Annotated in this window: 14 protein-coding genes and 1 tRNA gene; 7 read left to right on the top strand and 8 right to left on the bottom strand. The window is 62.1% G+C overall.

Features of this window, described 5'->3' with window-relative positions; genetic code table 11:
* The first annotated feature begins 132 nt into the window (after positions 1 to 132).
* Entirely contained in the window at positions 133 to 1,203 is a 1,071-nt protein-coding gene (locus EOW68_RS08560) for an SPFH domain-containing protein (RefSeq protein ID WP_128224743.1), read from the top strand.
* Here EOW68_RS08560 and EOW68_RS08555 read toward each other — a convergent pair.
* Complete coding sequence (locus EOW68_RS08555; protein WP_128224742.1) at positions 1,200 to 1,592, bottom strand: hypothetical protein; 393 nt, start codon at positions 1,590 to 1,592, stop codon at positions 1,200 to 1,202. The genes EOW68_RS08560 and EOW68_RS08555 overlap by 4 nt on opposite strands.
* 87 nt (positions 1,593 to 1,679) lie before the next feature.
* Entirely contained in the window at positions 1,680 to 2,171 is a 492-nt protein-coding gene (locus EOW68_RS08550; protein ID WP_128224741.1) for a DUF192 domain-containing protein, read from the bottom strand.
* An 84-nt stretch (positions 2,172 to 2,255) separates the two neighbouring features.
* Between EOW68_RS08550 and EOW68_RS08545 the strand changes: the two genes are divergently transcribed.
* From EOW68_RS08545 to EOW68_RS08520, 6 genes are all read left to right on the top strand, one after another.
* A tRNA-Val gene (locus EOW68_RS08545) sits at positions 2,256 to 2,329 on the top strand.
* 405 nt (positions 2,330 to 2,734) lie between these two features.
* Positions 2,735 to 3,730, top strand: a complete 996-nt coding sequence (locus EOW68_RS08540; RefSeq protein ID WP_431358824.1) for a hypothetical protein — start codon at positions 2,735 to 2,737, stop codon at positions 3,728 to 3,730.
* A gap of 212 nt (positions 3,731 to 3,942) precedes the next feature.
* Positions 3,943 to 4,581 carry a 50S ribosomal protein L1 gene (locus EOW68_RS08535; protein WP_128224740.1) on the top strand — a complete coding sequence of 213 codons (639 nt, stop codon included), beginning with the start codon at positions 3,943 to 3,945 and terminating at the stop codon, positions 4,579 to 4,581.
* Entirely contained in the window at positions 4,582 to 5,631 is a 1,050-nt protein-coding gene (locus EOW68_RS08530; protein WP_128224739.1) for a 50S ribosomal protein L10, read from the top strand.
* 5 nt (positions 5,632 to 5,636) lie between these two features.
* Entirely contained in the window at positions 5,637 to 5,978 is a 342-nt protein-coding gene (rpl12p, locus tag EOW68_RS08525; protein WP_128224738.1) for a 50S ribosomal protein P1, read from the top strand.
* A gap of 121 nt (positions 5,979 to 6,099) precedes the next feature.
* Positions 6,100 to 6,444 (top strand): hypothetical protein, encoded by a 345-nt coding sequence (locus EOW68_RS08520; RefSeq protein ID WP_128224737.1) that lies wholly within the window; start codon positions 6,100 to 6,102, stop codon positions 6,442 to 6,444.
* 8 nt (positions 6,445 to 6,452) lie between these two features.
* Here the strand turns inward: EOW68_RS08520 and EOW68_RS08515 are convergent, their stop codons facing one another.
* From EOW68_RS08515 to EOW68_RS08490, 6 genes are all read right to left on the bottom strand, one after another.
* Entirely contained in the window at positions 6,453 to 7,187 is a 735-nt protein-coding gene (locus EOW68_RS08515) for a proteasome assembly chaperone family protein (protein WP_128224736.1), read from the bottom strand.
* Positions 7,188 to 7,407: 220 nt separating this feature from the next.
* Positions 7,408 to 9,807 (bottom strand): ATP-dependent DNA helicase, encoded by a 2,400-nt coding sequence (locus tag EOW68_RS08510; protein ID WP_128224735.1) that lies wholly within the window; start codon positions 9,805 to 9,807, stop codon positions 7,408 to 7,410.
* A 79-nt stretch (positions 9,808 to 9,886) separates the two neighbouring features.
* Positions 9,887 to 10,885, bottom strand: coding sequence for a hypothetical protein (locus EOW68_RS08505; RefSeq protein ID WP_128224734.1), 999 nt, complete (start codon positions 10,883 to 10,885; stop codon positions 9,887 to 9,889).
* An 81-nt stretch (positions 10,886 to 10,966) separates the two neighbouring features.
* Positions 10,967 to 11,230, bottom strand: a complete 264-nt coding sequence (locus EOW68_RS08500; protein WP_128224733.1) for a hypothetical protein — start codon at positions 11,228 to 11,230, stop codon at positions 10,967 to 10,969.
* 78 nt (positions 11,231 to 11,308) lie between these two features.
* On the bottom strand, positions 11,309 to 12,418 hold the full coding sequence (locus EOW68_RS08495; protein WP_128224732.1) for a pyridoxal phosphate-dependent aminotransferase: 1,110 nt from the start codon (positions 12,416 to 12,418) through the stop codon (positions 11,309 to 11,311).
* A gap of 113 nt (positions 12,419 to 12,531) precedes the next feature.
* Positions 12,532 to 12,810 (bottom strand): hypothetical protein, encoded by a 279-nt coding sequence (locus EOW68_RS08490; RefSeq protein WP_128224731.1) that lies wholly within the window; start codon positions 12,808 to 12,810, stop codon positions 12,532 to 12,534.
* Positions 12,811 to 12,812 lie beyond the last annotated feature (2 nt).

Here is a 12,812-nt window from a genome sequence, read left to right as displayed (position 1 = left end):
TTTAATTTCAATTCCCCACGTGTCGGCAGTCCACAACTGGGTCGAGACAGAGACGGACTCGCTGGCGACGGTCTCGCACAACTCGGATCTAGAATAACACTGGTGATTTATGTGTTCACACCAAACATATGTATGGAGTTACTATTACAGACGACGGAGATGCTCGGGGGAGTTATCGGACTCATCCTCCTGGCTTTCGCCGTTGTCGTTGCCTGGCAGTCGTTCGTGATCGTCGACGCATACGAGAAAGGAGCACTGACAGTGTTCGGCAAATACCGTCGGCTGCTCGAACCCGGGATCAACATCGTCCCGCCGTTCATCTCGAAAACGCACTTTTTCGATATGCGGACCGAGACGATGGACGTCCCACAGCAGGAGGCAATCACGCGGGACAACTCGCCGGTCAGCGCCGACGCTGTGGTCTACATCCGTGTGATGGACGCCGAGCGGGCGTTTCTGGAGGTCGACAACTACAGGCGAGCGGTCTCGAATCTCGCCCAGACGACCCTGCGAGCGGTGCTGGGTGATATGGAACTCGACGACACGCTCTCGAAACGGGCGGAGATCAACACCCGAATTCGGGAGGAACTCGACGAACCCACAGACGAGTGGGGAATCCGTGTCGAGAGTGTCGAGGTCCGCGAGGTCAACCCGAGCCAGGGCGTCCAGCAGGCGATGGAACAGCAGACCTCCGCAGAGCGTCGCCGTCGTGCGATGATCCTCGAAGCGCAGGGTGAACGCCGCAGCGCGATCGAGGAAGCACAGGGTGACAAACAGTCCAACATCATCCGCGCGCAGGGTGAGAAACAGAGCCAGATCCTCGAAGCGCAGGGTGACGCCATCTCGACCGTGCTCCGGGCCAAGTCCGCCGAATCGATGGGCGAACGGGCGATCATCGAGCGTGGGATGGAAGCGCTCGAAGAGATCGGCCAGGGCGAGTCGACGAAGTTCGTCCTCCCGCAGGAACTCACCTCAATGGTGGGCCGGTACGGCAAACACCTCCAGGGCAGCGACGCCAAGGAGAACGGCCACGTCCTCGAAAGCGGCGAGTTCGACGAGGAGACACGGGAGATCCTCGGTCTGGACGACATTGCCGAAATCCTCGGTGAGATCGACGAGGAGGCACAGGTGGATCTCGAAGAGATGGAGCGAGCAGCAAAAGAAGTCAAAGACGGGTCGTTCGATCCGGACGGTCAGAGTTAGCTGGGCGAGGCGTTGTAGCGGCCGAGGACAGCGATGGCAGCGACGAAGGCGAGGCTGCCGACGATAAGCGCCCCCAGTGCGAACACGACTTCGAAGAAGGAGCGCTCGCCGTACTCGGTCAGCAGTCGGAACGAGACGGCGATCAGATACAGTACGCCGAGAGAGATAGCCGCTTCAGCGACGGCGTGCGAGTGTGGGTGGCCGTACCGGCGACCGAGGGTGTAGGTTCCAACCACGACGAGTGCACTTCCGATACCGCCGACGGCGACGTACCCCAGTTCGGTCGCTCCAGCACCGAGAAACAGGGCTGTCAGGACCCCGGCGAGGACGCTACCAATGATGACTACGGTGAGGAAATACCCCTTGCTTTTGAATATATTTGTGTCCATACGGTCTCTATGCTGGATTTACACTCCGCGGTTATAACGGTTTTTGAAATTCCCCGGAGAGTTGCGGCTGAATCACCTGTCGAGCAGTCACGACTTGCCTGATGCGGGAATCTCGACGTTGTCGCCGACGGTCGCGCCGGTGGCGTTCATCCAGCCCCGCGGGACTTCGAGCACGTACCGGCCGGTGCCACGGTAGGGGCCGGTCCCGCCGACGGCCGGCACCGGGGCGTCGTGAATCTCCGTGATCGTCCCGTCGCTGTCGACGAAGACGATATCGAGTCCGATGGTCATATTCCGCATGTGGTAGCTTCGGCTGTCGGCAGAGCCGTGGACGAAGAGCATCCCCGTCCCGTTTGCCAGCGAGTCCGTCCGGCTCAGTCCGATCCGGCGCTTGTCGCGCGTGTCGGCGATTCGGGCGTCGACGGTCGCCAGTTCAGTTCCGTCGTCGTCGGTGATCGCGACCGACGTCCGCTCGTACTCGCCGGGTTCGAGGAGTGTCAGCGGAGGGATAAAGATGTAGAAGGCGAGGAGCGCGCCGACGAGGACGACAGCGGCGAGTACCGAGAGTGGCCTGCGCACAGTGGGTGTGGGTGGCCGCTGGGCCTAAATATTCCGACCGAGACAGTAAGCGTTATTCCCCGGGGTCGGCTTGTATCGGACGCAGGGTTCGTGGTCTAGCTGGTTATGACGCGGCCCTTACAAGGCCGAGGTCGGCGGTTCAAAACCGCCCGAACCCACTGATTTTGCGGCGAACGCAGTGAGCCGAAAATCTGTAACGTGAGGGCGTTTTGAGCCCAGAGGACGAGCGGAGTGACGTCCTCGCGGTTCAAAACCGCCGGGAGACGAAGTCTCCCGAGCTGCTCAGAAACGCGACGCGTTTCTGGCATCACGGAAATCACAGATTTCCGTACGACCTCGCTCGTTTCACTCGCGAGGACGCCCGAACCCACTGATTTTGCGGCGAACGCAGTGAGCCGAAAATCTGTAACGTGAGGACGTTTTGAACCCTGCCAGTCGCGCGCAACGCAGTGAGCACGTCTGGCTCCAGTCCGAAGCTGCGAGTATATTTATTTACCAGGGGTATCGATACACCACGAGAAGATGTTAGTGAGCCCACATAATCGGCAGTGGAGGTGGAAATCGTGGTAAGAGAGAGATCCCACCAGTCAGGGCAGCAGAAGGGTTTCGCGCGGCGGACGTTTCTTCGGGCCGCGGCGGTCGCTGGCACTGCCGTGGGTGGCGTCGGCCTCGGCTCGGCAGCCCAATCGGATGACAGAAAGGGCTTTCCGCCGAACGGGACAACCGCGTACGGAGCGGAGATCGAACTCGGCAACGGCAGTGCGCGGCCGTTCACAACCGAGACACCGTCGGGAAAACCGAAGTACCACGGGGTCGAGATCGACCGGGCAGCGCTCGACGGCCTCCCTGGCGCGGACGAACTGGAAAACTCGGGCGAGGAAGAATATACCGACAAATACAGTTCGACTGGCGAGGCGCTCGAAGTCCACTACAAGTGGTCGCTGACGTTCTTCGTCGAGTTCCCCGACGCCGCGAACACGCCGTTTACGTTCCTCGGTCTCAACTGGAATCCGAACGGCCACGCCGGGGGCGGAGGCGCGTGGGAAGTACCACACTTCGACATCCACTTCCATATGCTGGAGATGGAGACGATCGACGCCATCGAGGGACCGGCGCTCCCGCCCTACGACACGATCACGGGTCGAAATGACGATGGGAGTCCCACAGAGATCGAATCCGAACTCGCGGCCGAACAGCTCCCGGCGGGCTACGGCCGGCCGCCACCACCCGAAGCCGAAGAACGATACATCACAGACATGGGTGAGCATGCAGCACCGAGGGACGCCCCGGAACTCCCAGCCAATCCGGAAGCGTTCACGAACACCCTCATCCAGGGATTCGTCGGGACGGGCTGCAGTGGTATGGATCCGGAGCTGGCATTCATCGAGCCGATGACCACGAGGGAATTTCTTGGAGAGTTCAGGGGCACCGAGTCGTACGAGGTCGCACAGCCAGCAGTGTATCCACACGACCAGTACCATCCGACGGAGTACAGTGTCCGGGATCTGCCCGCCGAAGATGCAATCGCTGTAACGATCCAGGCCTTCGAAGAGATCTGACCGGTATGCGGCCGATTGGTAGATAGACGCCGGGTCGGGAAACTGGGTCACGCTGCGTGCACAGGAACCAAATCGTCCGCGTCGTCGCGCTCACCGCCGTAGACAGGTGCTTCGACGCTTTTAAGTGTCGCATTAGCTTTGTACCAGCCGAGACAGGCATTCGCCTGTTTCACTGACCCGTAGGAGCTTCAGGCGTACTACGGAGGTGAACAATGGCAGATCAGGAAATAGAGGAGGCAGTATCCCGCGCGCTCGACGAGTCACCGCCTCGGAACTTTACCGAGACGGTCGACATCGCCGTAAATCTGCGTGATATTGACCTCAACGATCCATCGAACCGTGTAGACGAGAGTGTCGTCCTGCCGGAAGGAACCGGTCAGGAGACCAGTATCGTCGTCTTTGCGGAGGGCGAGACCGCCATCCGTGCCGAGGAGGTTGCTGATCAAGTTCTCGACGGCAACGAGCTTGCAGACCTCGGTGACGACGACGACGCAGCGAAAGATCTCGCTGGCGACACCGACTTCTTCCTCGCAGAAGAGAACATGATGCAGGATATCGGGCGGTATCTCGGGACCGTGCTCGGTCCACGAGGGAAGATGCCCGAGCCGGTCGGCCCCGACGACGATATCGTCGAGGTTGTCGAACGGATGAAAAACTCCGTCCAGATCCGCAGTGGCGACCGGCGGACGTTCCACACGCGTGTCGGCGCGGAGGATATGTCCGCAGACGAGATCGCGACGAACATCGACGTGATCATCCGTCGCCTGCACGCGAGTCTGGAGAAAGGACCGCTCAACATCGATTCGGTGTACGTCAAAACGACAATGGGGCCAGCACAGGAGGTGGCCTAAATGAGTACACAGGAGCGCAAAACCGAGACGATTCCGGAGTGGAAACGCGAAGAGGTCGACGAGATCGTCGACTTCCTCGAAGAGTACGAGAGTGTCGGCGTCGTCGCGATCACTGGCATCCCGAGCCGCCAGCTCCAGGATATGCGCCGGGGACTGCACGGGACCGCGGAGCTCCGTGTCTCCCGTAACACCCTGCTCGAACGCGCACTGGACGAGGTCGACGAGGGATTCGAGGATCTCACCGGCTACATCAGTGGGCAGGTGGGACTGATCGGGACCAACGAGAACCCGTTCGGGCTCTACCAGCAACTGGAAGCCTCGAAGACCTCCGCACCGATCAACGCGGGCGAGATCGCGCCGAACGATATCGTCATCCCGGAGGGTGACACGGGTGTCGATCCCGGTCCGTTCGTCGGCGAACTCCAGAGTGTGGGTGCGAACGCCCGCATCGATGGAGGATCGATCAAGGTTATGGAGGACTCGACGGTGCTCGATGCCGGCGAAGAGGTCTCGAGCGACCTCTCGAATGTTCTCTCGGAGCTTGGGATCGAACCCAAGGAGGTCGGTCTCGACCTCCGCGGTGTGTTCGCCGAAGGTGTGCTGTTCGAACCCGAGGATCTCGAACTCGACGTCGACCAGTACCGGACCGATATCTCGGCGGCGGCCGCACGTGGTCGGAATCTCGCGATCAACGCCGGGTTCCCGACCGCACAGACGATCCCCTCGCAGCTCGCGAAAGCCAGCGGCGAAGCCAAGAACCTCGCACTGTATGCGAGCATCGAGGATCCGGAGATCATGCCCGAGCTGATCAGCAAAGCAGACGGGCAGGTCCGGGCGCTCGCAGCCCAGATCGACGATCCGGAGGCACTTCCGGACGAGCTGCAGGATGTCGCAGAGAGCGAGCCTGCAGCGGAGGCACAGACTGACGACCAACCAGACGATTCCGAGGACGCCGACGACGAAAGTGACGACACAGAAGCCGAAGCCGACGAGGCTGACGACGACGATGACGACGGCGACGCCGGCGATGCACTCGGAGCGATGTTCTAACAACAATGGAGTACGTATACGCAGCACTCATCCTGAACGAATCGGGCGAAGAGATCAACGAAGAAAACCTGACGAACGTCCTCGACGCAGCCGGCGTCGATGTCGAACAGTCACGAGTCAAGGCGCTCGTCGCCGCACTCGAAGACGTCGACATCAGCGAGGCTGTCGAGGAGGCAACGGCTGTCCCCGCGACGGCCAGCACGGGCGGCGCAGCCGCCGGCGGCGCTGCTGACGACGCAGAGGCAGACGACGACGAAGAAGAAGCCGAAGAAGAAGCAGCTGACGAGGAAGACGACGACGAAGACGACGGTGACGCAGGCGAAGGGCTCGGCGAGCTCTTTGGCTAACTCACGATCGCTTTCTTTCGACACAGATTCCGGATAGCGGTGCCGCCGGTTTCGCCCGGTGAACCCGACAGCGAAATGCCAGATGAGTAAGTTATACACCCGTCGGCCCGTACCCTCAGCTATGAGTCACGAACACGAGGACGCCGTCGAAGCCGAGACAGATCCGAAGAAACTCTCCGCTGTGGGCGGGTTTGTGGGCACCGTCATGGGGTCACGTCGCGGTCCGGTCGGGGCGATCGCCGGCGGCATCGTCGGCGGGACTGTCGGCTACCTGGCCGGAGCGACCCTGGAAGGCGAGGATATCGACGAGATGATCGAGACCGAACCGGTGTCGATCGACGTGTCAGAGCCGGAGTCTGGATCGGACGCGGAATCCGTGGAAAGCGAGACAACTACCGACGTGGAGGCAGACGACGAGGAGACGGACACCGACGGGGAGACAGGCGGCAACGAAGAGACCCCGTAGCCTCTCGCTCACTGATACATCCCGAGTGGCTGGGCCTGGGAGCTCTCCTGGGTTGCCTGCTCCATCTGTTTTGCGAGATTTTCCTTCGCGTCGGCGATCTCTTCGGCCTTTTCGACCAGCGACTCGGTCTCGACAGAGATCCCGGCGATGGGCTCGATCCCCTCCAGGAGGAGGATACGGGCGGCTTCGGGGTCGGGGAACTGCTTGTTCGACTGGACGATCAGGCCGACAGCGCCGAGTTCGTGTTCGCCGGCCTCGGCGAGGAGCGCACCGGTCGGACCGCTGATCAGTCCATTCTGGTCCGGGGCGTCGATGTCGTGTTCGTCGAGTAACTCGTCAGAGTCACCGGTCCCGATGCCGTACATCTTCGGAACGTCGTCTTTCTCCGCAGGGAGCCCGCTCAGACAGATCGGGGTGACGTCGTGTTCGTCGAGCCAGCCGGTGACACAGGAGGCAAATGAAGGGGCAGTTTCGGGCGACACCGGGACATCGCTCTGGAGCGCGAGCAGGTCACGGCGTTCGTCGCCGTAGATTCTGATTGGTGGCCTGATCTGGTGGCTCCCCGCCTCGTACGTCGCCACGCGTGGAAGCCCCTCACAGTGACAGGACGCAAAATGCTCCATCTCGAAGCTGTTGATTATGTGGTCGGTCGCGATCTTGCCAACCAGTCCGACACCGGGCAGCCCTTCGACCAGTACGGGTGATTCGAGGTCGAGTTCACTGTGGGTTTCGATGTGCGCCATACAGAGATATGACGGGCCAGTGACTTAATCGTGAACCCACCCCGGGGTCAAACCCCCGGGGCAGTCGCCTTGACCACCTGTACAGCCGCCAGGAGTTCTTGTATTTCGTTTGGACAGTACCTTGACGTCTGTGAACAGCAAGAAAGCCCCCGGTCGCTTGACTGACCGGGACTTGCTATTTTGAATGTCGCTCCAGAATATTCCGATCACACCCACCCCCTCACGAAACACCGTGTTCACTCCAGAAACTGTCGAGTTTGCCACCCAGGAACTCCGGCGTGAGCCGGACGAACTCTGATTGCTCGCCCGGGGAGAGATACGGAAAGACGCTGTGGCGTGCGCCTGGTGTGTACCGGCGGCCGACGAGTGCCCTGACGCCGACCTCCTCTGTTCCCCGGATCACTCGACCGAGCGCCTGGCGAGCACGACGCACCGCCGGTACTGTCAGCGCGTACTCGAAGGCCTTGTCCTCGCCGAAGGCCTCACCGTAAGAGCGTTTGACCGCGCGGACCCGCGGCGAACCGATATTGACCAGCGGAACGCCGACGACCGCCGCGCAGTTGAGTTTCTCACCGTCGTAATCGACACCTTCGGTCAGGGTCCCCCGCGTACTCGTCACGAGGACTTTCCCCTCACCGCGGAAGAACTGCTGTTTCAGCTCTTCTGTCGCCTCGTTCGAGGAACTCTCGTCGACGAGTACCTCCTTGTCGACGACATCGTCCAGATACCCGCCGGCCCAGGTTGCCTCCCGGTAGTTCGGCATCGCGATCAGAACATTTCCGGGTGATCTGGCGAGCGTCCGCAGGACGTGTGCGTACTCGTCTCGCGTCCGGTTCCAGGTCGCTGGATCGCGCTGCTCCTCGGGGTCACCGCGATTGCGGGCAGTGAACGGTTTGGTATCGACGAGAAAACTCGCGCGGTTCTCCTCGGGGAACGGGAGCTTGTACGTCCGCTCGACGACCGGGCGATTCGACTCCCGGAGCGCTTCGAGTCCCGCGACTTCTGTAAAGATATCGAGCGGTTCCAGCGTCGCACTCATCAACACCCCACCGCCGAGTCCGTCGAAAATCTGCTGGAGAGTGTCGCCAGGCATACACTCGAAGAGGATCAGTCCGGCGGTGTAGTTGGCCTGCCAGGGCTGTTCGACACTCTGGGGCTCTTTCGGCGCGTGTTCGAGTTCGATCTCCCGGAGGAAACTGGCGTGGTCGGACTCCCACCAGTTCCCCATCAGCGCACCGACGGCCGTACAGACCGGTGTCCGAGTGAGTCCCATCTCGTCGATTGTCTCCTCGACTGCGAGTCCGATCGCAGAGAGCGAGCGCCAGAGGTCGCCAGTATATCCCTCCCGTTCGGCCCACGCGGTCAGTTCGTCCTGTTCGACAGTCTCGGGATCACGCAGCGGTATCTCCAGGTTCCGGTCCGGTAGGTTGTCGGGTGCGCCCGGCCGCCAGCCCTCTCCGACTTCCTCGTCGAGGTAGGCGGCGATGCGGTCGTCCAGCCAGGCGAGCAGATCGTCGTAGAAGTTCCGGGCCTGTTCGACAGCGGCGAAGGGCACGTCGTGGCTGGATAGCTGATCGCGGACCTGTTCGTGGTTGTCGTCGCTCTCGCGGGCACGCGAGAGGAGCGTGGCGAGATCGTTCCGGGCGCGTTTCAGCGTCGTCCGCCCCACCCGATCCGAGAGCAGATCCCGGACACGTTCTTCGAGGCGGTGGGCCTCGTCGACGATCAGGAACGTGTCCTCGTCAAGGATCGCCTCGACCAGCGGCCGGGAGTTCGGGTCGAACAGGTGGTTGTAGTTCCCGACGACGACGTCCGCGCTTTCGAGCAGGACACCCATCGCACGATGCGGGCAGAGTCCGCGCTCGGTCGCCTGCGGGAGGTAGTCGTCGGCGGTGAGGACGCTATGTTCGCCGGCAGAGAAATCGAACGGGACGCCCTTGTTGCGGGCGTACCAGTCGGCCTCGAAGGGGCAGTACAGCGGTTCGTCGTTACCCTCGCTCATCGATTCGGGTGCACTCGGCTGGCTGCGGGGGTAGGGACTCGTCGCGCCAGCCGTCGCGAGCATGTCAGAGGCGAGTCGTTGCTGGCCGGCCCCGTCGGGGCGGGCGTGTTTCACGAGATCGCTTCCTTTCTTCGGGTCCCACCAGATCTCCTCGGTCTGGACGCCGATCTCGGCGCTGGCGACGGGCATCTCGTCACTGCTGCCCTCGCTTTCGACCAGTCTGGCAGTGTTCTCCCGGAGGTCCTCACAGCGGTCGTGCACACTCACGTCGTCGGGGAAGACCCCCTCCCGGCCGTACGGGCAGAGATCACGCTTGCCCACGAGGGCAATTTCTTTCATCGGCTCGTCGAGACCTGCATTCAGGGCGCGGAGATCCTCGATAAACTGCAAACGTTGCTGTTTGACCGGCGTGACGACGAAGACAGTGTCGTACTCGCCGGCTTCGACCAGCGACGTGGCGGCGGTCAGGGAGGCCATCGTCTTTCCGGTCCCGCAGGGCCCCTCCATCGCCAGGTAGCCCCCGGCCTCACCGACCTGGATCGCGGATTCGATCGCGTCACGCTGGTTCTCGTAGGGTTCGGGGAAGGCGAAATACTCCGCCCAATCGGCGTCGGCCATTCGAAGCAAACTGGGGCGGCCTGCCGTTTGAACCCACGGATTCGTCCCGTGGCAACTGGCTGCCTTCTACAGTGGTCGGTTACTCCTCGATGATGGATGTGGTAACCTCGTAGTACGACCCCTGGAACTCGTAGACTCTGTCCGAGTTGCTCCCGAAGATCGGCGTCACGCCGTTGTACTCTTCGAGTCGGACACGGTCGGCGTCGTACTCGAAGGCGAGGGCGATGGTATCCCGGAGCTGTTCGGTCCGGAGGACCTGTTCGGTGATCACTGGCTGGACATCCCCGGCAGGGTCGCTGACACGCTGGAGTTCGAATGCACCCTTCTTCGAGTACTCGTTGTCGGGATCACCGCGTGTCGAGGTTGCAACGAGAGTCTCGCCGTCCCACTCGGTCGATTCGATGCTGTTCGTCGTGGTCAGCTGGATCGGGGGGCCATCGAACTCGAAGGTCGCGGCGAAGGCGATCGCCTCTTGGTAGCTCTCCCCCTCGAACCAGCCGCGAGCACGGAAAGCATAGTGGCCACCGCCGACACCACCGAGGGTGAGCTGTTCGGTGCCACTCATCGATGGTACTGACTCCCCATCGACGATCCCGCTATTGTCGATGCTGACCGTCCAGGTGTGGGAATCGTCCGGTTCGACGGCCATCAGTGGCTCGGGATACTCGTGCGGTGCGACGTGGTACCACTCGCCGTCGACGCGTTTGTGGATCCGCCAGTTGTAGAAGTTCGTACTCAGTTTCGACTCGCTCCGGTTGTACAGGGTGAAATCGATGGAGTCCCCCTCCGCGACTGTCCGAGCCGTGGGTTCGAGGACGGCCGGAACCGTCTCGGGATCGACTGCATCGTAACAGATGACGCGGTCGACGCCGTCGTACTCTGGACAGTCCTCGGGAAACTCCTCGTCGGGGAAGCGGGACTGTAACTGGTCGGGCTCACCGGTTCTGGGGTCGTCGTCGCTGTTGTTGTCGTCAGTCTCGTCCGGGTCGTCGTCCGAGCCGCTGATACAGCCGGCCAGAGCGAGGCAAGCACCGCCGGCAACTGTGCCGAGCAGTGCGCGGCGTGTTGGACCATTCATACTCGCAGTTCACCCCGCAGTGATAAATACGCGGGGAACAGTCAAATGACCGTTTGAGAGACGCCGCTCGGAGAAGCACAGTTACAGCTGATCTTCGGCGTCAGAGTCGAGCGAGTAGAGCCGCTTTCGCGCGTCGACGACCGACGGCCGCGCAGTGACGATGCCGGCGTCGTCGAGTTCGGACAGGGCAGACCGAACCGTCCGGCCGGCGAGTCGTGTCTTCTCGGTGAGCTGTGGCTGGGTCAGCTCACCCTCGTACTCCAGGGTTTTCGCGACGAGTTTTGCACTCGGTGGAAGCTCCGACAGCGCATCGATGGCTGTCATCTCCGGCGACTGGTGGCTCATACTCGGTACTGGCGGTGACGGGAGTTTAATAGCATACCGGCTGTGCATCACCACTGCACAGCCGGTTTCGGGGAAAGCTCACTCGAAAAACGCTGCCAGCCGATCGGCGGCCTCCTCGACGCGCGGTGTGACGAGCGCGAACCGGATCCACTCGGCCCGAGAATCGCTGAATGCCTCGCCGGGCATCCCCGCCACGCCGGCCTCGTCGATGAGTCGCTCGACGTTTTCGAGCGAACCCGCGAAGTCGGGGAACCGCGCCATCACGTAGAATGCACCCTCGGGATCGGTGTACTCCGCGCCAGCGTCGTCGAGTGCGTCGGTAAACGTGGCGATCCGGTCCCGGAGGCGGTCGCGGCTCTGCTCGTAGTAGCTCGGGTCGGTGTTCCGCAGTGCGTGCAGGACGGCTTCCTGAACGGGCCGCGAGCCGGTCACGTTCGTCAGCATGTGTCTGGTTCTGGCGTTGTCCAGCAGGTCGCCGTCGGCGTCGGGAAAGACGGCGTAGCCGACCCGCCAGCCGGTGATCGCCATCGATTTCGAGAAGGAGTTGGTGACGAGTCGGTGCTCGGAGTCGACGGCGAGTGCGGACTCGAACCGGCCGGAGTAATCGAAGTGATCGTATACCTCGTCGCTGACCAGCAGTGCGTCGTACTCCTCGGCAACCTCGACCAGTTCCCGGATCGTCTCCCCGTCGTATGTGACGCCGAGGGGGTTGTTCGGCGAGTTGACGACGATGACGGCCGTCTCCTCGCTCGCATGCTCGCGGACAGTCGCCGGGTCGAGATGCCCACTTTCGTTCGCAGGAACGAACGAGATATCCGCGTCGAGCATGTTCGCGCGTCCGGCGTAGTAGGGGTAGACGGGATCGGTGAGCAGGATCTCGGAGCCTGGCATCGTTTCCAGCCCTTCGGTCATCGCGAGGTGGTTCGCCTCGCCCGCGCCGTTGGTGATCAGCACCTGCCCGGTGTCGACCCCACGGCGGGTAGCAATCTCTTCGCGGAGACCCCGGATGCCGACGCTCGGGGGGTACTGGAAGGCGTCAGGGTCGCTGTCCGCGTAGGCGTGCAGTCCCTCCCGGAGTGCGTCGGGTGGCTCCCAGTCGGGGTTACCGCTGACCATATCGACGACGTCGCGGTCCGCCCGGCTCGCGTACTGCATGACGCGGAAAAACTGCGGCGTCTCGTAGTCCATATCCGCCCGTTGGCCCCCGTCGTCTTTGCTGTTGTGACTCTAGCAGTGCCGTGTTTGGGTACGACTGGGCAGTGCAGTACGACTGTTAGCGACAACGAGAAAGCCCCGAACCACTACCCGCCAGGTCGACGGAACGTATAGCTCGTATCGGCGGCTTCGACCGTGAGCGAACCCCCGCCGTGGTCCACAGTTAGCTCGGTCAGCCCGTCCTGCTCGAACTCGTGAAGCGGCATCCCCGTGCTGATCCAGCCCTCGCGTGACAGTTCGACGTACGCAGAGCCAAAATCGAGACGAACCCAGCCATCGTCAGTAGTTACGTCTCCACTGGAACCGAACTGGCGCAGTTCGTCGACAACTGCGTCCCACTCGGTGATGTTGACACGGATCGACATGA

This window comes from Halovenus amylolytica (assembly GCA_004015825.1).
GTDB classification, from domain to species: Archaea; Halobacteriota; Halobacteria; order Halobacteriales; family Haloarculaceae; genus Halovenus; species Halovenus amylolytica.
Note: the sequence above shows the minus strand (reverse complement) of the source record. Positions and strands in the feature narration are given on the sequence as shown.

Excerpts from the sequence above, each read along its gene's own strand:
- EOW68_RS08500 (WP_128224733.1), bottom strand. The coding sequence starts at position 11,230 with ATGAGCCACCAGTCGCCGGAGATGACAGCCATCGATGCGCTGTCGGAG.
- EOW68_RS08530 (WP_128224739.1), top strand. The coding sequence starts at position 4,582 with ATGAGTACACAGGAGCGCAAAACCGAGACGATTCCGGAGTGGAAACGC.
- EOW68_RS08520 (WP_128224737.1), top strand. The coding sequence starts at position 6,100 with ATGAGTCACGAACACGAGGACGCCGTCGAAGCCGAGACAGATCCGAAG.
- rpl12p (WP_128224738.1), top strand. The coding sequence starts at position 5,637 with ATGGAGTACGTATACGCAGCACTCATCCTGAACGAATCGGGCGAAGAG.
- EOW68_RS08515 (WP_128224736.1), bottom strand. The coding sequence starts at position 7,187 with ATGGCGCACATCGAAACCCACAGTGAACTCGACCTCGAATCACCCGTA.
- EOW68_RS08495 (WP_128224732.1), bottom strand. The coding sequence starts at position 12,418 with ATGGACTACGAGACGCCGCAGTTTTTCCGCGTCATGCAGTACGCGAGC.
- EOW68_RS08490 (WP_128224731.1), bottom strand. The coding sequence starts at position 12,810 with ATGTCGATCCGTGTCAACATCACCGAGTGGGACGCAGTTGTCGACGAA.
- EOW68_RS08535 (WP_128224740.1), top strand. The coding sequence starts at position 3,943 with ATGGCAGATCAGGAAATAGAGGAGGCAGTATCCCGCGCGCTCGACGAG.
- EOW68_RS08510 (WP_128224735.1), bottom strand. The coding sequence starts at position 9,807 with ATGGCCGACGCCGATTGGGCGGAGTATTTCGCCTTCCCCGAACCCTAC.
- EOW68_RS08560 (WP_128224743.1), top strand. The coding sequence starts at position 133 with ATGGAGTTACTATTACAGACGACGGAGATGCTCGGGGGAGTTATCGGA.
- EOW68_RS08555 (WP_128224742.1), bottom strand. The coding sequence starts at position 1,592 with ATGGACACAAATATATTCAAAAGCAAGGGGTATTTCCTCACCGTAGTC.
- EOW68_RS08505 (WP_128224734.1), bottom strand. The coding sequence starts at position 10,885 with ATGAATGGTCCAACACGCCGCGCACTGCTCGGCACAGTTGCCGGCGGT.